This window comes from Bifidobacterium sp. ESL0800 (genome assembly GCF_029395355.1).
GTDB lineage: Bacteria > Actinomycetota > Actinomycetes > Actinomycetales > Bifidobacteriaceae > Bifidobacterium.
The window spans coordinates 1692842-1715125 of record NZ_CP113913.1 but is presented as its reverse complement, the minus strand read 5'-3'; the positions used below and the strand labels follow the sequence as shown (position 1 = coordinate 1715125).

Genomic DNA, 22284 nt, shown 5'->3' with positions numbered 1-22284 from the left:
TCGTGCCAGCCCATGGCTGCCAAAGATATCGCGCGTATCGCCGTGGTTTCTTTCGGCGGCCATGGGTTTGTGCGAATGGAGAGAAGGAACATCATGGCTACACAGCAATTGAAACATAATCCGTTCAAGGCGGCGATCCGTCAGCCCGGCCCCAAGCAGCTCAAAGGTCTGTGGGTCGCGATGGGATCCCCCACGTCGGCGGAGATCGCCGCGGGCATCGGTTACGACTGGATACTCATCGACGGCGAGCATGGCCCGAACGACCTGACGACGATCGAGGCACAGCTTCGCGCCTGCCAGGGTTACGATACCCCGGCGATTGTGCGTCCGGCGGCGGCCGACCCGGTGCGCATCAAGCAGGTGCTCGACATCGGTGCTCAGTCGCTGTTGATCCCGATGGTCAACAACCGTGAGCAGGCCGAGCTGATGGTCAAGGCCGTCAACTACGCGCCCAAGGGCATCCGCGGCGTCGGCGGTTCCATCGCACGTTCCGGGCGTTGGGGCATGATCCCGAACTACATGCGTGACGCGGCCAGCGAGATCTGCCTGATCGTACAGGTCGAATCGCGCGAGGCGCTCGGCAATATCGAAGAGATCGCCAGCGTTGAGGGCATCGACGGCGTCTTCATCGGACCCGCCGACCTTTCGGCTTCGCTCGGCCATCCCGACGACGCCGCCGCCATCAGCGACGAGGTCCATCACGCCTTTGACGTCATCAAGGCACATGGCAAGGCCGTCGGCTCGCTCGCCTTCGACGCGCCCACCGCCAAGCAGTATTTCGCGTGGGGTGCCGATTTCGTGGCGGTTGCCGGCGATACCGACGTCTATGTGCACGGTCTTGACGCCGCGCTCGCGCAATACAAGTAATGCAACTACGGACGGGCGACTATCGTGGACTCTATGAACGAAGGAACCACGAACGTGCGTGGTGCCCAGACGCTGATCAACGGCATCGCGGTGCTCAAAGCCGTCGCCGCGGGGTCGCGCACACTGCGTGAGCTGACCGAGGCCACCGGGCTGAGCCGGAGCACCACGCATCGCTTGATTCAGGCGCTGCGTGGAGAGCGCATGCTGCGCGACAACGTCGACGGCAGCCTGGCGCTCGGCCCCGCCCTGATCGAGCTCGGCTTCCAGGCGCGCGAGGACACGTCGATCAGCGCCGTCGCCCGTCCGTATTTGCTCGACCTTTCCGACGCCACCCGCGACACCATCCACCTCGCCGTCGAGGACGATGGCGAGACGCTGTATCTCGACAAGGTCAACGGCACACGTTCCGTCGAGATTCGTTCGTGGCCGGGCTGCCGGATGCCGCTGACCTACACGGGCATCGGCAAAGCGCTTCTGCTCGACCAGAGAGACCGTTGGGAGAAGCAGTATATCGACGATCGCAAGCGCATGGAACGCCAGCCGGAGCACAATTATTCCGGGGCGAAGGCCTTCGCCAACGCGATGGCACGCTATGCCAAACGCGGGGTGGCCTACGATCTCGAGGAAAACGAGCCGGGCGTGCGCTGCGTGGCCGCGCCGGTGCGCGACGAATCCGGCACAATCGTATGTGCGATTTCCGTCTCGAGTTTCAAGACCTTCATGCCCTTCGAACGCATGCGCGAGGTCGGCCCGTTGGTGGCCGATGCCGCCGCCTCGATTTCCGCCGAGCTTGGTTGGGCGGGCAAGAAGGGCTAGAGAGGCATCCGACTTGCTTTGCAGGTTGATGTGGTTGCGCCTGGATTGGGGCTCGATTAAGGCTCAGCCAAGCCGAATCCAGCCATACCGAATCGGGATGTACCGAATTGAGATAAACCAAATTGGGCCGCACCAACAGACATTGTGTGGTGATTTGGCGCGACCCGGTTTATCGGTTCGATCCGCGTGGATGGGGATCGGCGTGCCTACTCTATGGCGTTGGCTTTGATGATGCGCCGGTATTCCAGCGCCGAATCCTTCCAGATACGTTCCTGGGTGTCGTAATCGACACGGATGATGCCGAAACGCTTGGTATAACCCAGCGCCCATTCAAAGTTGTCGAGCAGCGACCATGTGAAATATCCGGTGACGCTGGCGCCGGCGTCGATGGCTTCGGCGACGGCCTTCAGATGCGCCCGCATATAAGCCACGCGCTGCGGGTCGTGCACGATCTTGCCGTGTGGGGCCGAGGGGTCGGCCGTAACCGCATCGTCCCAGGCGGAACCGTTTTCGGTAATCATCAGCTCGATGTCGGGGAACCGCTTTCCCAAATCGATAAGCGTTCGCTTGAGCGCCGCCGGCTCCTGATTCCAGCCCATCGCGGTCAATTCGCCTTCGGGGGGCAGGACCTCGACGTCCTCCTGTGCGGGCATGGCGTTCCTTGCGGTTTCGGTTTCGGGATTTTGGCGGCGCCTGACGTGCTTGGTCGAATAATAGTTCAGTCCCAAGGCCGCAATCGGCTGATGGATCGTTTCCAGATCGCCGTCCTCGACGAAGCCCCAATCGGTGATGTCTTTGGTCGCTTCGGCGATTTCCGGATTGTAGCGTCCCTCCAGCATCGGTTCGAGGAACACCTCGTTGGCGATGAGGTCCATCCGTTTTTTCGCGGCGATATCCTCCGGTGCTTGGCTTTGTGCGATATCGACGGAAAGATTGAGTGTCACCGACACCCGCGTATCGTCCCCCAATTGCTCGTGTATGGTTTTGGCGGCCAGCCCATGGGCAAGATTGAGGTGATGAACGGCTTTCAAAGCCTGTTCGTAATCTTGGATTCCCGGGGCGTGCACACCGCTGCCGTAGCCGAGGTATGCGGAGCACCACGGCTCGTTCAGCGTCGTCCACGTATCGACTTGCGTGCCGAACGCATCGGCCAGACAGCCGACATAATCGGCGAAGCGCAACGCGGTATCGCGCCTCGCCCAGCCTCCCTTGTCCTGCAGGTATTGCGGAAGATCCCAGTGATAAAGCGTCACCACGGGCTTGATGTCGGCCTTGCGCAAGGTTTCGAGGAGACGACGGTAATGGTCGATGCCGGCAAGGTTGACCGTTCCGTCTTCGGTGACGATACGTGGCCAGGCGATTGAAAGACGGTAGGCTGTGACCCCGAGTCGCTTCATCAGATCGATGTCCTCGGGGTATCGGTGGTATTCATCGCAGGCGTTGCGCCCCGAAGAGCCGTCGGCGATGGTGCCTGGTCGCTGGCAGAACGTGTCCCAGATGGAGGGCACGCGCCCGTCTTCCTCTGAAGCTCCTTCGACTTGGTAGGACGCCGTTGCGACGCCCCAGGTAAAGTTGTTCGGGAATGTGAAAGCCATGATGCTCCTTGCTGCTGTGTACTGCTGTGTACTGATGCGCTGTTGTGCTGCTGTTGTGCTGCTGTTGTACAGCTACTGTGCCGCTGTCCGGTTTTGTTCCGATATCACCGAGACCGGAATTCGTTTGGGAAGCGGAATGAATATAGTGAACGTCGGTCCCACCACACTTCCTGGGGCCGACGTTCGTTGTATCGTGTCATCTGATGATGAATCGCCTGATGGCTACTTCACTTTCTTGATGAACATGATGATGATTGCTCCGATCATCACACCGGCGATCGCAATCGGGAAGAGGATTGCGTAGCTGTTGGTCGCCACGATGATGGCGCTGACGATAACAGGCGCGATGACCTGGCCCAAGGTATTGGCGAGGTTGAGGATGCCCAGATCCTTGCCAGCCTCATCGCCGCTGGGCAGGACGTCGACGTTCAGCGCCTGATCGACGGCCTTGTACATGCCGTATCCGAAGTTGCCGACGAGCGCGTAGGCCAGCATGCCTTCCTTGGTCGGGAAGAACCACGGGATGGCAAGGCCGACGGCGATGATTGCGGAGCCGATGAACACCAGGATCTTACGCCTGTGCAGCTTGTCGGAAAGCGGGCCGGAGACCAGCGACATGATGATCTGGACCACCATGGCCAGCGCCGCCATCTGCGAAAGCACGCTTGCGGAAACGGTTTTGCTCATATGGCAGTACTTCTGCAGGATATAGAGCTGGTAGCCGCCGATCATCTGCCAACCGAGAATGAACATGAGCCTGCCGCAGAGGGCCAGATAGAAGTCGCGGCAGTTCTTGGTGGGCGGGATGAAGGCTTTGGCGATTTCGGAGAAGTGCAGCTTTTCCGCGTTTCCGGTGCTCTTTGAGGAAAGTTCACGCGGCCAGGCGAGGACTGCGGCCACGCCGGCGAAGATGAACAACGCGACGCCGAGCGTGAAGCCGGTGCCCATGTTGGAGATGAATTTGGCTCCGACGAAGGTACCGAGCGATGAGCCGACGAGATCCGCGCCGCCGTAGAATGCCGAGAAGGTGCCTCGCACGTTTTCGGGAATGCGGTCGGAGAGCACGGCGATTGCCGGGGCGATCATGCAGTTGACGCCGATCTGGACGATGGACCAGCCGGCGACGATGCCGAACAGGGTTGTGCTGGTGGCGGTAATCGCATATCCGCCGCCGGCGATGAACCCACCGACGATGACCCACGGTGTACGTTTGCCGAATCGTGAACGCGTCACGTCGCTGAATGCGCCGAAAACGATATTGGAGACCAGTGCGAACACGCAGCCCACCGAATTCATGGTGCCGAGAATCACCTCGGGCACGCCGATATTCAGTTCGCTGAATCGCTGGGGAAGGAGCACGGCGGAGCCGGCGGTTCCTGCTGTCATCCACAGCAGGCCGAACAGGACGAAGCCGATGCCGAATCGAATCTTGGCTTTCATGTCCAAAGGCTTGCCGGTGTCGGGTGCGAGATTGCTGAGATTCTTTACGGCAACGGTTGCGGTTGCAGCGCCGTCTGTCGTAATCTGGCCTTCATCCGTATCCGGACGAGGCTCGTCATTGAGTTCCATGGTTCTTCCTTTTCTTTGTTGTACCGCTGTAAGGCCCAGATATGTTGCTTTCGTGAGACCTTGACAATTTGGTCGGGGTCCTGTCTGCGCTTCGATTGCGTCAGACGTGACCTGTAGCGTGTGCAGGCGTTGAAACGATACGGTCTCGACGCCTGCACGGGATTGATTTACAGATTGATGGTCAGCCGATGGTGGCCGGCCTTCAGCTCGCAAGGCTCATGGTTGGCCAGTTCCACCGTGCCGGTGGCTCCGACAGGAACCGTGACGTCCATTTCCAGCGTGGTTCCCGCAGCGTTTTCCTCGCCTTGCGCGTCGACCAGTTTCCAGGAAACCGCGGCACGGCCGAACGGCGTGATATGCGAGGTGGAGGCGTGGGTGATGCCGCCACCCATATGCGGGGCGATGCGGAAACGCTTCCAGCCGGCGTCGATGGCTTCGAGGCCGCCGATATGCGAATGCATCCATGTGGCCACCGAGCCCAGCGCGTAATGGTTGAACGAGGTCATGCCTCCCGGGTTGAGCGTGCCGTCGGGTTCCATCGAATCCCAGCGTTCCCACGTCGTGGTGGCTCCGATCTTCACCTGATAGAGCCAGCTCGGGCACTCGGTGGATTCCAGCAGGGAGAAGGCCTCCTCGTCGTGTCCGGTCATGCTCAGCGCAGGAAGGACGAACGGGGTGCCGGCGAAACCGGTGCTCACCTTGCCGCCCGAATCGCGCACGAGCTCGGCCAGCCTGTTGCCGGCCTTCACCCGCCGCACGTCATCGTCGTCCAGCAGGCCGAAGGCGATGGAGAGCGCATAGGCGCATTGCGTGTCGCTGGTCATGGTGCCGTCCATGTTGCTGAACCGGTCGATGAACCCGCGGCGCACGTGTCGGTAGAGCTCGCCGAAGCGTTTGGCGTCGTCGTCCTTGCCTAGGATCTGCGCCATCCGGGTGACCTGGCTGCAGCTGCGGGCGAAGTAGGCGGTGGCCACCAGCTCCTTCTGCGTCATGGCCAGGGACGGGCGGTCCGGCGGGGCGCTCGGGTCGAGCCAATCGCCAAGCTGTCCCAGGACGAATTCGGGCCTGCGGTCCCAGACGCCGTCGGGGGAAAGATAGCCTGCGACCTCGTCGACCCAGTCATGGCTCAGGTCGTAGTTCTCGCGCAGGATCTCGGCGTCGCCGCTGTCCCGGTAAAGCGCCCACGGCACCGCGACCGCCGCATCTCCCCATTCGGAAATGGCCGTCGGATGCGACCAACCTCCCAGCGGCACGAACGGCACGTAGTAGGGGACGGTGCCCCACTTGACCTGTTCGGTTCTTAGGTCGTGCAGCCAGTTGTTCAGGAACGCCTGAACATCATACAAATACGTCGCGGTGGGGGAGAAGAGGCAGATGTCGCCGGTCCAGCCGAGCCGCTCGTCGCGCTGCGGGCAGTCGGTGGGGATGCTCATGAAGTTCGAGCGCATCGACCAGACGATATTGTGGTGCAGCTTGTTGAGCATCTCGTTGGAAGTCTCCAGCTCGCCGGTGCGTTTGAGCTCGGAGTGATAGACGCGGCAATCCATATCGTCCGCGCTCAGCTCGCCGGGCCAGCCGTCGATCTGGACGTAGCGGAAGCCGTGCATCACGAAGCGGGGTTCCCACCAGGCGTTCTGGCCGTTGGAAGTGTAGGAGTCCAGCTGCTGGCCGCGGCGCAGGGTGCGGGTGGCGATGGAGCCGTCGGGTTCCAGCACCTCGACATGGTGCAATGTGACGGTGTCGCCGGACGCGAGGTCATGCAAGTGCAGGCGGATACGTGCGGAACAGTTCTGGCCAAAGTCGACCAGCCAACTGCGCTCGCCGATCTTCTTGACGGACACCGGCTCGTGCTTTTCCTGCGGACGAATCGAGAGGATCTCGGGATTCTCGATCTTCGCTGGGTCGCAGAACGATTCGGCGACCGGCTTCCAGGCGCTGTCGTCGAAACCGTAGGTCGACCATCCGGGCTGCTCGAGACGGGCGTCATAGCATTCGCCTTCGTACATGTCGGAGCTGACGATGGGGCCGAGCGTGGCTTTCCACTGCCTGTCCCACGAATTGGAGCAGATCTTTTCGGTGGTGCCGTCGGCGTATTCGACTTCAAGCTGCGCCAGGACCCCGATACGGTCCCCGTAATAATTGGCATAGCCGCCGTCGAAGCCGATGCGCCCGCGATACCATCCGTCGCCCAGCCAGAAGCCCATGGCGTTGCCGCCGGCGTTGAGCTTGTCGGTCACGTCGTAGGTCCAGCAGGGAATGCGCTTTTCGTACTGCGTCCAGCCCGGGGTCAGCGCGTCCTCGCTGACCTTGCGGCCGTTGATTTCCGCTTCGACGAGTCCCAAGGCCGACAGATAGAGGCGGGCGCTCGTGGGCTTTTCGCGCAGGGTGACATCGGTGCGCACCAGCGGCAGATGGCGGTGGTCGGTTTCGGCTTCGGGCCAGGAAGGTCCGACGTAATCGGCGACATGCTCGGATTCGCGTAGGAGGCCGATCTCGAAGTGCAGCTCGTCGCTCGGCTTACCCAGCGGTGCATGCTGCGAGGAGACGACCTGAACGGTGGCGCTCACCCGCTCCCGCGACACCAGCTGGTTGAATTGCCAAGGCACCAAGACGCTTTGCTTCGCCGGCAGGTACGTGCTTTCGTCGACGGGTTTGCCCCCCGGCACGCGGCGGCGAATCTTCAGAAGAATCTGCGCGCCCTGTGGCGGTTTGTGGTCGTAAACCCAGCTCATTCTCGGCGCGGGAATGCCGATGCCCATCACGTCGCCGGGAAAGTGCTCGATGGTGAGGTCGAGGACGTCGTACCCAACGGCTGCGGCCGTGGGGTCGAGCGTCAGGGTCGTCCCGTCTGTTGATGATGTTGCGTTGTGATTGTCCATTGATGATCCTTCCTTGGGTTCAACGGTCGTAAAGCCTTCGTGTGTCTCCGCTGAAGCGACGTGGCGATGGTCGCTGTCCCTACGACAGAGGCAGATTTCCGTTTATTTCGGCGCTGTCAATAGACGGAAATGAACCGAATACTTAAATAGTAAGACTAGTTTTTGAAATTTTCAAACAATCGTCCCTATATTTGAAATTTCAAAAAAGTAGACAACGTCGATACGGCGACGGTAATAAGATACAGATATCATTCGTTCAACGGTAGAGGGAATCCTGGTGGTCACTACGAAAAGAGTCAGTATTTCGGATATCGCGCGTATCGCCGACGTGTCCATCGGCACGGTATCGAATTATTTGAATTATCCGGATCGGGTGTCGCCGGCGTTGAGCAAGCGGGTTTCCGCGGTGATCGCGGAGCTGGGTTACGAGCCCCGCAAGCCTCCCAGATTGCATATGCAAGGAAGCGGACAGGCCGAGCGTTCCGGTGTCGCTTCATCGTTGGTCGGCTTTGTGATGACGGATATCGAGCACTCGCTGTTCACCCATATTTTCGAAGGTATTCAGGAAGTGTGCGAAGACCGGAATATGCAGGTCCTCGGAGCCAACGCTTTCTCGGACAAAGACAGGCAAAGTGATCTGATCGAGACCTTCATCAGGCTTGACGTCAGCGGCATTCTGTTGAGCACAGTCACCGACCCCGTTGAGGATATCGCCAAGGTTCGGCACGCGCATAAGCCCATAGTGCTGCTTGACCACAGTTCGCCTACGGGGGCGTGCGCCGTTTGCTCGGTGATGGAAAACAACGTGTCGGTAGGGCAATTGGCCGCTCAGGAGCTGATTGAGACGGGCTGCAAAAAGATTCTCTTCGCGGCGCATCTTTTTGACTATGAGTCCATACAGAATCGTCAGCTCGGCGTGCAGCGGGCGGTTGAAGCGGCGAAGTCGGCTGTTCAGTTTTCCACGTTTGATGCGGGTGGACTGCTTTTTGAAGATGGGTATCAGTTGGGTTCGCAGATCAGCGACATGCCTGCCGACGAACGGCCGGATGGGATTGTGACCGGCGGTGACGCGTTGGCTGCCGGGCTTATTGAAAATTTCACTGAACGTGGGATTCAAGTTCCGGATGACATCAGTATCGTCGGTTGCGAAGGCATACGCTTGCCGATGCGTTCCAGAATGCCTTTGACTGTTGTCAATGCCCCGGCCAACGATATGGGCGAGCAGGCCATGACGCATCTTATCGACGAATTGGAAAATCCGGAGACCCACGTTCATATGACCACGTTGGTGGATCCGAAGCTGGTGCGCCGCGCCTCGACCAGACCGAACCCGAACGCGAGCAAGTGAGGGGATTTGCCGTGGTTATTGCCGGCGAGGCATGAAGCCCGAAGCCAGGAAAATTTGTAGGATTATAAGGTAAACGAAACCCGCCGAGACCTCTGTGATCTCGACGGGTTTCTGTGTTTTCTTGCATTGAGATTCGCGCTGACTATGTATCAGTGCGAACGCGGCTTAGAGCATGCAGCTGACGCAGCCCTCGACCTCGGTGCCCTCAAGCGCCTGCTGGCGGATGCGGATGTAGTAGAGGGTCTTGATGCCCTTGCGCCAGGCGTAGATCTGCGCCTTGTTGAGCTCGCGGGTGGTCACGCCGGCGGGGAAGAAGAGCGTGAGGCTCAGGCCTTGGTCGACGTGCTGAGTGGCCTCGGCGTAGGTGTCGACGATCTTCTTCCAGCCGATCTCGTAGGCGTCTTGGAAGTACTCGAGGTTGTCGTTGGTCATGTACGGCGCCGGGTAATAGACGCGGCCGACCTTGCCTTCCTTGCGGATCTCGATCTTCGAGGCGATCGGATGGATCGAGGAGGTGGAGTGGTTGATGTAGGAGATCGAACCGGTCGGCGGGACGGCCTGCAGGTAGGCGTTGTAGATGCCGTCCTTCAGGATCTCGTCGCGCAGGGCCTCCCAATCGGCGACGGTCGGGATGTGGATGCCGAAGCGCTCGAAGAGGTCCTTGACCGTCTGGGTCTTGGGTGCCAGCGTCCGGCTGCCGTCGGTGTACTTGTCGAAGTAGTTGCCCGCTCCCGCTGCCTTGGCGTAGTCGGACTTCTCGAAGCCGACGAAGGCGTGCTTGCGCTCGACGGCGATGGCGTGGCTGGCCTTGTAGGCGTTGTAGGCCACGGTCATGAAGTACATGTCGGTGAAGTCCAGCGCCTCTTCGGAGCCGTAGAACATATGCTCGCGGGCGAGGAAGCCGTGCAGGTTCATCTGGCCCAAGCCGATGGCGTGGCTCTCCTCGTTGCCGCGCTTGATGGACGGCACGGAGTCGACGTGGGTTTGGTCGGAGACGCTGGTGAGCGCGCGAATCGCGGTCTGCACCGGATCGGCCAGGCCGCCGTCCATCGCCTTCGCGATGTTCAAGGAGCCGAGGTTGCAGGAGATGTCCTTGCCGACGTGGTCGTAGCTCAGGTCGTCGTTGTAGGTCGAGGGCTCCTGCACCTGCAGGATCTCGGAGCAGAGGTTCGACATCGTCACACGGCCGTCGATCGGGTTGGCCTTGTTGACCGTGTCCTCGAAGAGGATGTAGGGGTAACCGGACTCGAACTGCACCTCGCCCAAGGTCATGAAGAACTCACGGGCGTCGATGTAGGTCTTGTGGATGCGGTCATCGTTGAGCATTTCGTCATACTTTTCGGTGACGGAAATATCTGCAAACGGCTTGCCATAGACGCGCTCGACGTCGTAGGGGGAGAAGAGGGCCATCTTCTCCTTGCGCTTGGCCAGCTCGAAGGTGATGTCGGGGATCACGACGCCCAGGGAGAGCGATTTGATGCGGGTCTTCTCGTCGGCGTTCTCGCGCTTGGTGTCGAGGAAGCGCAGGATATCGGGGTGGTGCGCGTTGAGGTACACCGCGCCGGCGCCCTGACGCGCGCCGAGCTGGTTGGCGTAGGAGAAGGAGTCCTCCAAAAGCTTCATGACCGGCACGACACCGCTGGACTGGTGCTCGATGTGCTTGATCGGGGCGCCCTGCTCACGCAGGTTGGTCAGCAGCAGGGCCACGCCGCCGCCGCGCTTCGAGAGCTGCAGGGCGGAGTTGATGCCGCGGGAGATGGACTCCATGTTGTCCTCGATGCGCACGAGGAAGCAGGAGACGGGCTCGCCGCGCTGGGCCTTGCCCAGGTTGAGGAAGGTCGGGGTGGCGGGCTGGAAGCGGCCGGAGAGGATCTCGTCGACGTACTTGACGGCGGCCTTCTCGTCGCCGTCGGCCAGCTCGAGCGCCACGGCGGCGCAGCGCTGCGGGAAGTCCTCGAGGTACTGCTTGCCGTCGAAGGTCTTCAGCGCGTAGGAACGATAGAACTTGAAAGCGCCCAGGAAAGTCTCGAACTCGAAGCCGAAGTCCTCGACGTGCTTGTAGAAGGAGTCGAGGAACTCGGGGGTGTACTTGTCGAAGACAGCCTGCTCGTAATAAAGGTTGTCCTCGAGGTACTTGAGGCGCTCGGCGGTGGAGCCGAACTGCTTGGTGTTCTGCGCGACGTGGGAGTTGACGTAGGCGCGCTCGGCTTCCTTGTCCTTGCCGAACTGGATCTTGCCGTCCTCGTCGTAAAGGTTGAGCATGGCGTTGAGCGAATGGTAATCATGCTCCGGATCGAAACCGGTGTCTTCGACGGTGTTGTCCATGCTCAGCGCGGAATCGTTGAGTCCCATAGTGTTCCTATCTTCTTGGATCGTCGTGAAACGGCGATGGTATTCGGTGTCAAATTCAATTTTTATGGCCGCCATTCCAAGTAACGGAAGGGATGGCGGCGCAAAACTTTTATCACTGCTTAAGGCTGTGGCTGCGGCTGCGGTGTTATCGCCGCTTTATTGCTGCTGCTGGCCTTGCCCGCTCTGCCTGTTCTTCGCGTCGAGGAAGAAGTCGCGGATGCCCTCGCGCACCTGACGCTGGTCGTCCGGGGTGCCCAAAAGCTCGAAATTATACATGAACGGCACGTGGCATTTCTTGGAGATGATGTCGCCGGCGGCGCAGAAGGCCGTGGCGAAGTTTCTGTTGCCCGAGGAAATGACCCCGCGGATGAAACTGCGGTTCTTGTGCCCGTTCAGGAACTTGCGAATCTGCGGAAGCAGGGCCTTGGCGATGTTGCCGCCGCCGTAGGTCGGCACGATCAGGACGTACGGTTCGCGTACCTGCAGCGGTGCCTCTTTTGGACGCAGCGGAATGCGATAGACGTTGATGCCCTCGTCGGGGAAACCGCAGCTTTCAATGAAGCGCGCGGTGTTGTTCGAAACCGACGAGAAATAGACCACGGCGCCGATATGCTCGCCTTTGGCCTTGGCTTCCGGCTCGCTGGGCGTGACGCATTCGTCGTCGTACGGCTCGGTTGCTGCGTTCGCGGTTCCTGTGACGGGTTCTGCGTGTGTGGTGGCGTCATCGATACTCGCGTCCGCCATCGTCGCCTTCTCTCTATGTTCTGTGTGGTTGGTCTGGTTGGTCCGGTCCATCGTCGAACTAGGCGAGAACGGTCTGTTGGGTCTTAGCGTCGGCGGAGATCTTGACTGCGCCAGCTGCGAGCTGCTTGATGAGGTCTGGGCGGTAGCCGCTCCAGGAGGCGTCGGGCGTGATGACGACGGGTGCCTGACGGAAGCCGGCCTGGGTGATCTGCTCAAGGGTGGAGGGGTTTTCGGTCAGGTCGACGGTCTCGAACGCAATGCCCTGGCGCTTGAGCTGGCGCTTGGTCGCCTCGCACTGCGGGCAGCGTGGTTTGGTGAAAACGGTAACGGTCATCGTAACCTCCGAATCGATGTCTTGTAAGCTTTCAAGTGACCAGACTACATGGATGTAGTTCCAAACTGAACCCCAACTTCTAGTAGCGTGTCGTTAGAAAAACCACTAGATATAGTGCTTTGACAATAAACGCAAGGGTTGTGCGATAGTGATCTTACGGGTGTCGAATTTGCGGTGTGCGATATGTCACAAAATTGGGTATTTTGTCCCCAATGTCGCCTTTGAAATGTGGATAAAAGTGGACAATTCGGTGGATTAACAACGCGCTAGGATTTGACCCTGTTGTTTCGTCTGGGGGTTTGGTCGATTTACTCTTGTTCCGTTTCAATCCATTCCGGTGCGATGGAATCGGCGATGGTCATGAATTCCGTCGCGCCCACGATGGCATGGTCGAGTTTGCAGATCATCATGATGGCAGCTTCCTGGGCTTTCGCGGGTAATAGCGCGACGCAGGCAAACCAATCCTGGGTTGGAGTGGCGAATGTGTATTGAAGCATGCCGATTTCTAAATTTGCGTCACCGTCAGGAATCGGACGTGTTGCGATTTCGGCGTTACGGACCATGGGAAGGCTGCGCATGGCGGTGCGGTAATACTCGTCCAATCGTTTGTCGAGACCGTTCCCGGGCCATGGTCTGTCGAATATGATGCCCGAGATATAGGCGGTGTCGCGGAATCTGAATAGCGCGCCGTGCGCCATCCACGAGACGATCGGATCAGGTTCCTTGTTGCCGTCGTCGCTGTCGTTGGTTTGATTGGCTCGTGGAATGCCGCTGGTGTTCCAACGCACATAATTGTCCGGGATCTCAATGGTCGCAGCGCCATCGAAGATGGTCTCTTTTCTCATGGTTCTCCTAAATTGTGGTTTTGGGTGCGGGCGACAGCAGGTTGCGTTAGTCGCCGAAGGTGTTCATGTCGGGGTTGATGTTTTGCGAGGCTTTGAAGTGCCCGACTTGTTGGCTGGTGTGGCTGTTGCGTATGGTGATGTCCATGTCCCATGGGCCGGTGTGGCCTGTCATGTAAAATTTGGAACCATAACCGATAGGCACAAGTAGGAAGATACCGGAGCTGGATTTGGGGCTGAGATGCCTGTCGGTCCATACGGTCATGGCGGTTCCGTCTTGGTTGATCTGGTAGCGGTAGTCGGGATTGCTTTTTCGGAAAGTTCGTTCCCCGTTTGCAATCCATTCGTTGTTCTTTTTAATTTTGGTTTGTCGTTGTTTTTCTGTGGTGATAATGATGACGTCGCCGTTTTTGGTGGCGTAAGCGTCGGTGAAGTCTCCTGAGTCCTTGAGGTCTTTGGCTGCTTTGCGGGATCCGCGCGCGTCATTGCTGTATCCGAAGCTACGCATGGATTGTGCTGGGTAGGTGATTTTCTCGGTCTTGGGTTGTGGCTTCGGAGCGGGTGTTGTGTCGGTTTTGGGTGTGGTGCCGCATGCGGTGGCGAAGAGCATGGTGAGGAGGGCCATCAGGAGCGTGGTGGCTGCCCGCAGGCGGCTCTTTTGTTGTGGGTGACGTGGTGCCATGGAGTTTGCTCCTTTCAGAATGCGGGGACGGGAAGTGGAATGAATGGCGGAATGAATGGTGGAATTACTGGAGCGGGCGTGCGACCGGGAACTGGTTCACGCACAGGCTGTCGTTGCCAATCAGGCAGATGCAGGACTGGGACTTTTACAGGGGCTTGCACCGGCTGCGGTTTGCGGAAGTGGTGCCAATGTGTATTTTTGGTCGCTTTGAGTCCTAACTCAGTGGAGACGGTGCCGCTTTCTACGGATTGTGAAACGCCGGCTGATATGGAGATTGATCTGTGGCTAGGATCAAATGTTCGTGAGTATTTCTGTGTTTTCCCATTATGTTGTCTAGTGGCATTCCGTGTGATGCTTCCATCTTTATTGAAAACGGGAGGTGCCATTTTCCACTCTCCGTATCCCTGCTGCTTCAACTGCGGATTGTCGGGCTGCTTGTTGGTTGTTGAATTCGTTGAATTGGCTCGTTACGTGGGTTTTGAGCGTGCGTAAGCCCGACAGGCGTCGACGCATTCGTTCGCAGTCGGCGTTGAGTTGGGCCGTTTTACGGTCAAGCCTTGCGATTGTTGTGCGAATGGTATCGGAGTAAGGCATTCAACTCCCTTGTTAATACACCGGGTTTTTGTTATCATTATATGATAGCTGTGATAAAAAAATGTTGTCTAGTATCGCCATTGAGTGGTTCGTAATGTTTATTCCGTTTGTGTTGAGACGGCCATGAGGCGGCTGCTGGCCGAGGACATCAAAGGCTCCTTCGCGTAAGTGGGTCGCTGTCGGTGAGGACTATTGGCGACTTCCGACCTGTGCTTCCTGCGTCATTTGTCGTCGCGCAGCTGTTCGACGATGGCGCGTGTGGATTGGATGATGTCGCGGATGGTGGCGGTTTGGGTCTTTTCGCCTTGATGCTCTTTGCCGTTGAGCAGTCGCATGCCGCTGGTGACCAACCCCTCGGTGAGGGCGATGCCAACCTGCGGCCTGGTGGATCGCAGCTGCTTCCACGCGGCGGTCATGGGCGCATTGACGCGTTGGTGGAGGCTGGGCTGGTTGGGCTCAAGGGAGGGCGTGCCGGAAGTCTGGATTGAATGGCCGCAGAAGATGTCGGTCGCCGAAGTCGCTTTTTCGTCTGCTTTGTTTGCCGTGTTGTTGTCCGAGGTGTCGGGATTGTCGTCGCTGTCAGCGCTCTTGGATTTCGTGCTCGGCCCCGGCTTTGTTTCCGGGTTTTCGTTGTTTTCGGCCTTGCGCCCGTCGTCGTCACGTCCCTGCCAAAGATCTTTGTCGTCGCGATAGGTCTCGGCGTCGCTCAACGGTATCTGCGTCATCCAATCATGACCCTGCAAAATGGACTGTTCGAGATTGATCTTGACCCACTGCACGATGATTTCCGCGGGATCGGTGACGCCGCCCAGCCCCTTTTCCAGCGCCGCGACCCACTGCGGCATATGCCTTGCCATGAGCTGACGGCGCAGGTCCTTCATGTCTTTGACGTATCGATAGATCGAGTTGCGGGCGATGCCGGCCCCGCGGCTGACGTTGGCTGGTGTGAGGGCTTCGCCGCCCTGCTCGCGCATGATTTTTTCCGCCGAATCGAGCAGCGCGTTCATGGTGTGACGGCGATGTTCCTCAAGATTGGCCTCATTGATGCGTGGCATATCGTCCTCTCGTTTTTCTGTAGCGTTGCTGCTGGCGGCATCGTTATATTCCATATTATCGGGGCACCTTGTCCGCACTGCGTTACCCCTTGGTTTCTGGGCTTCCGGCTAAAACGAGGCTGCGGATTTGCGCGGCGTGCGGTCAAGGCGTATAGTCGCTCGAGGTTTGCGACATAGTGTCGCAAAAATACGCATCTACTGATGATTTGTCATAATAGTCATGTCGCATACCGGCACTGGCAGTAGGGGAAGATTACTGATGACTCAACAAGATAACGGGAAGGTCCGCAGTCCGAAGGACGCGGTCGCCGCCGCCAAGCCGCCGTGGAACGCGCTGTGGGTGCTGGCGCTCGCGCTGGCGATGATCGTGCTCGACGGCTCCATCGTCAACGTCTCCATTCCGGTGATGATCCGCGAGATCGGCCTGAACCTGACCGATGCGCAGTGGGTTACCTCGCTGTACAACATCATTCTCGCTGCGCTGCTGCTGCCGTTCGGCAAGCTCGGAGATATGAAGGGACGTAAGCTCACGCTGCAGGTCGGCGTGGTCGTCTTCGTCACCGGTTCGGTTCTGGCCGCCTCGTCCAACGGGGCAACGCTCCTGCTGAGCGCCCGTGCGGTGCAGGCCGTCGGCGGTGCGCTGGTGATGCCGTCGACGCTTTCCATCGTTTCGGCCTCGTTCCGGGGCAAGAACCGTGCCATCGCCTTCGGTGTCTGGGGTTCGGTGATGAGCGCGGCCGCGGCCATCGGCCCGTTCCTCTGTGGCCTCTTTACCCAGACCATCGGCTGGCGCTGGATCTTCCTCGTCAACGTGCCGCTGGGTGTCATCGTCTTCATCTCGGCCATCTTCTTCGTGCCGAAAACCGGCGGCAAGGCCGGAGCCTCCGCGCTCGGTGCCGCCGCACAGAAACTGGCCGCGTCCGATTCCTCCAAGTCTGCCGCCAAACCCGACGGCTTCGACCCGCTGGGCGTCGTGCTTTCCGCGTTGGGTTCCGCCTTCCTGCTTTTCGGCCTGATTGAAGGTCAGACCTACGGCTGGTGGCACCCCAAGGGCGACTTTGCCGTGTTCGGCTTCAAGTGGGGCGCGAGCTGGCCGGTTTCGGTCATCCCGATCTGCATCGTGCTCGGCGTCGTCTTCTTCGCGCTCTTCATCTACACCGAAAACAGCCGCGCCCGCCGTGCACTGCCGGTGATGCTTGACCTGTCGCTCTTTAAAATCCCGACCTTCGCCATGGGCAACATCGCCGCGGGCGCGATTCAGGCCGGCGAATTCGTGATCATGTTCGTGTTGCCGCTCTACCTTATTAATGTGCGTGGCCTCGATATGATCCCGACCGGTGCGCTTTTGGCTGTCATGGGCCTCGGCGCCATCGTCTCCGGCGGTCTCGCGCGTCCGGTCACCGCGAAAATCGGTGCGCCGCACACCGTGCAGCTCGGCCTGATCGTCGAGATTTTGAGCGTGGTCATCTTGATGGCGATGATGCGGCCGGGCCTGCCGGTCGCATGGATGCTCGTGCCGTTCGTGCTCTACGGTCTTGGACTCGGCTTTGCCGCCGCCCAACTCACCAGCCTTGTACTTTCCGAAGTGCCCGTAGCCCAGTCGGGAGAAGGGTCCGCGACGCAGTCGACCATCCGTCAGCTCGGCACCGGCATCGGTGCGGCGCTCGCCGGCCTGGTGCTTTCGGTGATGGTTACGAATATCGCGCCGTCCGCGCTTTCCGGCGTACGCGGGTTGCCTTCACAGTTGGTTTCCGGCCTCACCAAGTCGCTCGACGCCTCGGCAGGCTCAGCCATCGTCGGCATCCGCGCCCAGGGCACCCACGGCAAGCTCGGTGCCCTCGGCCCGCAGGTGGTCGACGCGATGACCTCCGCCTTCACCCGCGCCGGCCAATGGACGCTGGTTGCCGCCATCGTCCTGCTCGCCATCGGCCTGATCGCCTCGGTCTGGGTCGCCCGTGCCGCTAAGCGTGACAAAGTGAAGTAGAGACAAGCAGAACAAATCGTCTGAAAACGGGGCATTGAAACACAAAGTGGCCGGCCATGGCCGTTCTGTTTTTCATGCCCCGCTTTAGGTCTTGGACGTCATATGTTGTGGTGTGGGCGCGGGAAATGATATTGAGCTGAGTTTTTTCAATTAAAGCAGGCGCACGATGAAACCAAAGGTGGTCTGTCGCGTAACTCGTCAGTCAAAGTAAATACGCTGGTAGCGCAGAGAGTTGTGCTGCAGGCTGATTCCTGCGGTCTTGTTTCGTGGTGTCGAAAATCGTTGCGCGGCTGGTGTGATGACGGCTGGCGAGTAATCTCGGTATGCCGAAAAGGCTGCTATTGCGCCAAATACCGTTCGAAAATATCGATATGGTCGTATCAATTAGACACGCTCGCCGAAACCTCTGATTTTCAGGTATGACAAACGTCACAGCGAATCGGCTTGCGCTGATGCGGCATCAACCGATAACCTGCCAATGAAAAGAAATTTAGGCCGTCGTAAGTCTGTGGCCGGTATTGCGTCAAGGGCGATTTTCGCTCGCGCGATACCGGCCTTTTGCATTCCCTGTGAGGTTAAAGCGGCCAGAATACGCATTCCCGTTGGGTTCCATCTCGGTGTCATATGGCATTTGCCGGCTCGCTGTCGGCGTCGAACGGATTTGAACCCGACGAACTTCGCAACGGCAAGGCGCAAAGCCGGTTCCAGCACGTATTCTGGCGCATGATTCCAAGCGCAACAAGACGGCTCCACCCTCTAACTCGCAAAGGATTGCCATGTCTTCTGTTGTCTATGCAATGCATCGCGCTGAATCCGCCGACGCCGGCGAGCAGACGCGGCCGGGGCGTCCGTCGAAGCGCGACGTGACGCTCGTCTTCATCGGCCTGATGGTCACCATGCTCATGTCTTCATTGAGCCAGACCGTGCTCTCCACCGCTATGCCGACCATCGTCGGCGACCTCGGCGGCGTCGACCGCATGACCTGGGTCATCACGGGCTATGGGCTCGCGCTCACCGTGATGATGCCGGTCTATGGCCGCATCAGCGACCTCTTCGGCCGCAAGCCGCTGCTCTTGATCGCCATCGCGCTGTTCATGTGCGGTTCCGCCGTGGGCGGTCTGGCCGGCAGCATGAACCTGTTGGTCACCGCCCGCGTCATCCAGGGTCTTGGCGGCGGCGGCCTTATGATCCTCTCCCAGTCCGCCATTGCCGACGTGGTGCCCGCCCGTGAGCGCGGCAAGTACATGGGCGTGATGGGCGCGGTCTTCGCGGTTTCCTCGGTGGCCGGCCCCCTGATCGGCGGCTGGCTCACCAGCGGCCCGGGCTGGCGCTGGGCCTTCTGGATCAACCTTCCGCTGGGCGTCCTGGCGCTCGCGGCGGTGTCCGTCTTCCTGCATCTGCCGAAGCCAAGCCGTGAAAATCAGTCCCATATCGATTACTTTGGCATGGCCCTGATTGCCGCGATCACCGTCATCGTCGTGCTGGTCTGCACCAACGCCAGCAAGCCGCACACCTGGAACTGGGCCGAGGTCATCGTCTCGCTCGCCGTGCTGATCGCCGCTTTCATCGCCGTGGAGCTCAAGGTCAAGGAACCGGTTATGCCGATGAATCTCTTCCGCAACTCCAACTTCGACGTCGCCACGCTCGGCGCCCTCTTAATCGGCGTGGCCATGTTCGGCGTGCTGAGCTACCTGCCGACCTATATCCAGATGACCACCGGCGTCACCGCCACCCAGGCCGGCCTGCTGATGTCGCCGATGATGGCCTCCGTGCTCGTCACCTCGATCGCGTCCGGCGCCCTCGTTTCCAAGACGGGCAAGTACAAGGTCTTCCCGATCGTCGGCACCTCCATCATGGCGGTTGGCTTGGTGCTGCTCTCCACGCTGAAGCCGGATTCGCCGATCTGGATGCTCTGCCTCTACACGGTGGTCTTCGGCTTGGGTTTGGGCCTCGGCCAGCAGATTCTCATGCTCATCGTGCAGGATGCCTTCCCGGCCTCCATCGTCGGCACCGCGACCGCCTCGTTCAACTACTTCAAGCAGGTCGGCGCCACCATCGGCACGGCCATCGTCGGCGGCATCTTCACCTCGAGGCTTACCGGTTTCGTGCACGATAATCTCGCGACCGCGATGGCTCACATGGCCGCTGCTGGTGCCGCTGGCTCGGCGACCGCCGGCGCAGGTGCTGCCGGTGCTGCTGGTGCGGGTTCGGCCAAGGGCCTGGCCGCCATGCAAGGTGCCGCTTCGCACCTGAGTGCCAGCAACCTCACCCCGAGCGGTGTCAACGCTCTGCCCGACATGCTGCGCACCCCGATCGTCGATGCTTACAACAGCGCGTTGCTGCCCATCTTCCTGTGGATGGTCCCGTTCATGGTCGCCGCTGTGCTTGTCTTCTTCTTCGTGCGCCAAAAGGAGCTCTCCACCACCATCGAGCGGTGATCCGGACGATATAGGTCAGCGACGCTCGCACTTTGGCGTGGTTGCAAAACCGGTTTTCGCGGTATTCCGCCGATTCGCCTTTTGTAACCACGCTAAAGTGCGAGCGTGCAATGTCAATTAACCTGCTCTGCCGATTTTTCTTAAGGATTGTCGGCAGGGTTTCGTATCTTGGCCTATCGCCATTGCATAATGTGGGTTCTAACTTTGTTACAGGTAACAGGAAAACTGATGCAGATTGACTAATAGAACTTATGCAAATTGATCAATAGAGTTGATGACAATTGTAAAATTTGAGAGCTGAATGGCATATATCGCAACGGTTTAGCGATATTTACTGGATTCAAGTGGATTTTGATTTCCACGTTTTTAAAAATAACATTGTTGTTGTTTGTTTTTCGGAGAAATCCTATACTTGTGAATGAATTGACCCCGGAGTTTCATGATGTTTCGCATGAGTGACTTTCACGGGGCCTTGCACTTGCTAGTATAGAATGTATGACGGATGAAACGCAAATTACGCTCATGGATTTGCGTCGCTGGTTCTCTGCTGAGCGGATGCGACGCTACGAAGACGCTGCGTTGGATCCGGTGGCCTTGTACGTGTGGAATACGCGTCTGTCGAAGGCTTATCTTGAAGATATTGCTCATGTTGAAGTGTTGCTGCGCAACTTTATCTCTCGGAGGTTGGCCAAAGCGTGTGGCCAATCAAATTGGTATGACGCTGCGGCCTACTTTGGTTTCGACTACGAGTTTCAGAAAGCGGTAGGTCGAGTCAAACGACGTATTGGTTATGACGGGCATGAAGTCACTGCGAATAGAGTGGTTGCTGGTTTGTCTTTAGATTCGTGGCGTTTTCTACTGGTTCGCAAATTGGAGCCTACAGTTTGGAAAGCATTGCGTGATCCAGCAAATGGTGGGATGCCGTATTATCGTTCTCGGCGCCGCAAGGAATTTGAGATTCATGTTATGCGTTTACTTGCTATGCGTAATCGGTGTAGTCATCAAGAGCCCCTAGTCAGCGCCAATGTCAAGACTGAGAACGTCTATCTTGACGAGCAATATACAAATGTCATATGGCTTGCGAACGTGATTGATCCGAAGGCGGCTCGTTGGATTCAGCAGAAGTCGCGTGTCGCCGAGTTGCGCCGTGGCCGTCCAAGTTGTGCATGACTCTCGTTTATGAAATGAGTTTAGAATTGCTGCTTTTAGTACGGAAGATGTGTATGGTTCTGAAATCGTTGGAATTCCGCCATGTCAAAGACTTTTGGCAGGGATTTTTCGCGTTCTGGCTTGGAGTGTCCGGCCACGGCGGGTTACCTTGAAATCGTCGGAATGATTGCCGGCGGATCGGCTGAACTCACTCAATGTTCATGAGTGATTCTGCGGTTGCTCACGTCTGTTGCGCTTGGATTCTGTAAGCTGAAGATAGATAGTTTGCAGAATTCCGCGCAGATTGTGCAGTCGCTTGGTGAACAAATGATTTGGGGCGGTTCGGTGATGGTTTCTGCTTCAAACGGGAAAGGCGGGGTAATGGCGGTTGAGATGCGGCTGGGCGGTCAGATTCGCGAGCATCGTGAGGCGATGGGTCTGTCGCAGGATGATCTGGCTGGCAGGATCTTTGTTTCGCGTCAGACGGTTTCGAACTGGGAGACCGGCCGCACCTACCCGGACGTGCAGAACCTCCTGCTGCTCGGCAATCTTTTCGGCATCACACTGGACGAACTGGTCAAAGGAGATGTGGAAACTATGAACGAAGAAATCAAGCGCAACGGCACACGCATACTGACGCTGTTCATTGTGGGGTGCGTGTTTATCGCGGCGGGGCTCGTGATGACGGTGCTGATGGTCGTCAAAGGCCAAGGCCCTGCCCAGGCATGGCGATGGTTCGCGCCCATTAGCATGGTGCTCTATTTGTGCGGCCTTATTGCGGTCGGCTGGTGCTACAAGTTGCAACGTGATATCGATGTGCTGACATATAAGGAGCTGCGCCAATATCTGGCGGGGGATGAGGTCGATCGTTCGTCGCGCAAGGGCAAGCCGCTAAGTACCAAGCAGATTGTTGTCATTGCGATTATTTGCGCTTTCGTCGGCGCCGTAATGGGTCTGTTCTCGTACAAGTTTCTGTGATTGTGCACTCGCACTAACTCTTGGCTGCCAAAGATAATATGTACGTATTCGCCTCTCT

At 58.7% G+C, this 22284-nt stretch carries 16 protein-coding genes; 7 read left to right on the top strand and 9 right to left on the bottom strand.

Going from position 1 to position 22284, the window contains the following annotated elements; translation table 11 throughout:
* Positions 1 to 93: 93 nt before the first annotated feature.
* The gene (locus OZX75_RS06695) at positions 94 to 867 is read left to right on the top strand and encodes an HpcH/HpaI aldolase family protein (protein WP_277145876.1); all 774 of its coding nucleotides are present in this window, start codon (positions 94 to 96) and stop codon (positions 865 to 867) included.
* Positions 868 to 900: 33 nt separating this feature from the next.
* Positions 901 to 1683 (top strand): IclR family transcriptional regulator, encoded by a 783-nt coding sequence (locus tag OZX75_RS06690; RefSeq protein ID WP_277145875.1) that lies wholly within the window; start codon positions 901 to 903, stop codon positions 1681 to 1683.
* 206 nt (positions 1684 to 1889) lie between these two features.
* Here OZX75_RS06690 and OZX75_RS06685 read toward each other — a convergent pair whose 3' ends face one another.
* The 3 genes from OZX75_RS06685 to OZX75_RS06675 form a co-directional block, all read right to left on the bottom strand.
* Positions 1890 to 3278, bottom strand: a complete 1389-nt coding sequence (locus OZX75_RS06685; protein ID WP_277145874.1) for a GH1 family beta-glucosidase — start codon at positions 3276 to 3278, stop codon at positions 1890 to 1892.
* A gap of 222 nt (positions 3279 to 3500) precedes the next feature.
* A complete protein-coding gene (locus OZX75_RS06680) occupies positions 3501 to 4847 on the bottom strand; it encodes an MFS transporter (protein ID WP_277145873.1) in 1347 nt (448 codons plus the stop codon).
* 167 nt (positions 4848 to 5014) lie between these two features.
* Complete coding sequence (locus OZX75_RS06675; protein WP_277145872.1) at positions 5015 to 7726, bottom strand: family 78 glycoside hydrolase catalytic domain; 2712 nt, start codon at positions 7724 to 7726, stop codon at positions 5015 to 5017.
* 277 nt (positions 7727 to 8003) lie between these two features.
* On the opposite strand from OZX75_RS06675, the gene OZX75_RS06670 reads away from it, so the two are divergent.
* A complete protein-coding gene (locus tag OZX75_RS06670) occupies positions 8004 to 9074 on the top strand; it encodes a LacI family DNA-binding transcriptional regulator (protein ID WP_277145871.1) in 1071 nt (356 codons plus the stop codon).
* A gap of 165 nt (positions 9075 to 9239) precedes the next feature.
* Here OZX75_RS06670 and nrdE read toward each other — a convergent pair whose 3' ends face one another.
* The 6 genes from nrdE to OZX75_RS06640 all read right to left on the bottom strand — a co-directional run bounded on the left by nrdE (position 9240) and on the right by OZX75_RS06640 (position 15731).
* Positions 9240 to 11399 carry a class 1b ribonucleoside-diphosphate reductase subunit alpha gene (gene nrdE / locus OZX75_RS06665; protein ID WP_277147484.1) on the bottom strand — a complete coding sequence of 720 codons (2160 nt, stop codon included), beginning with the start codon at positions 11397 to 11399 and terminating at the stop codon, positions 9240 to 9242.
* Positions 11400 to 11582: 183 nt separating this feature from the next.
* Complete coding sequence (nrdI, locus tag OZX75_RS06660) at positions 11583 to 12170, bottom strand: class Ib ribonucleoside-diphosphate reductase assembly flavoprotein NrdI (protein WP_277145870.1); 588 nt, start codon at positions 12168 to 12170, stop codon at positions 11583 to 11585.
* A 58-nt stretch (positions 12171 to 12228) separates the two neighbouring features.
* The gene (gene nrdH, locus OZX75_RS06655; protein WP_277145869.1) at positions 12229 to 12504 is read right to left on the bottom strand and encodes a glutaredoxin-like protein NrdH; all 276 of its coding nucleotides are present in this window, start codon (positions 12502 to 12504) and stop codon (positions 12229 to 12231) included.
* A gap of 308 nt (positions 12505 to 12812) precedes the next feature.
* Positions 12813 to 13349 carry a hypothetical protein gene (locus tag OZX75_RS06650; RefSeq protein WP_277145868.1) on the bottom strand — a complete coding sequence of 179 codons (537 nt, stop codon included), beginning with the start codon at positions 13347 to 13349 and terminating at the stop codon, positions 12813 to 12815.
* A gap of 46 nt (positions 13350 to 13395) precedes the next feature.
* Positions 13396 to 14028, bottom strand: coding sequence for a hypothetical protein (locus OZX75_RS06645; protein WP_277145867.1), 633 nt, complete (start codon positions 14026 to 14028; stop codon positions 13396 to 13398).
* A gap of 815 nt (positions 14029 to 14843) precedes the next feature.
* Entirely contained in the window at positions 14844 to 15731 is an 888-nt protein-coding gene (locus OZX75_RS06640; protein ID WP_277145866.1) for a TetR/AcrR family transcriptional regulator, read from the bottom strand.
* A gap of 205 nt (positions 15732 to 15936) precedes the next feature.
* On the opposite strand from OZX75_RS06640, the gene OZX75_RS06635 reads away from it, so the two are divergent.
* The 4 genes from OZX75_RS06635 (at position 15937) to OZX75_RS06620 (ending at position 22226) form a co-directional block, all read left to right on the top strand.
* Positions 15937 to 17661: an MFS transporter gene (locus OZX75_RS06635; protein ID WP_277145865.1), complete on the top strand. Its 1725-nt coding sequence runs from the start codon at positions 15937 to 15939 to the stop codon at positions 17659 to 17661.
* 776 nt (positions 17662 to 18437) lie between these two features.
* The gene (locus OZX75_RS06630; RefSeq protein ID WP_277145864.1) at positions 18438 to 20099 is read left to right on the top strand and encodes an MDR family MFS transporter; all 1662 of its coding nucleotides are present in this window, start codon (positions 18438 to 18440) and stop codon (positions 20097 to 20099) included.
* Between the two features lie 495 nt (positions 20100 to 20594).
* Entirely contained in the window at positions 20595 to 21269 is a 675-nt protein-coding gene (locus OZX75_RS06625) for a hypothetical protein (protein ID WP_277145863.1), read from the top strand.
* Between the two features lie 264 nt (positions 21270 to 21533).
* Positions 21534 to 22226: a helix-turn-helix domain-containing protein gene (locus tag OZX75_RS06620; protein ID WP_277145862.1), complete on the top strand. Its 693-nt coding sequence runs from the start codon at positions 21534 to 21536 to the stop codon at positions 22224 to 22226.
* Positions 22227 to 22284 lie beyond the last annotated feature (58 nt).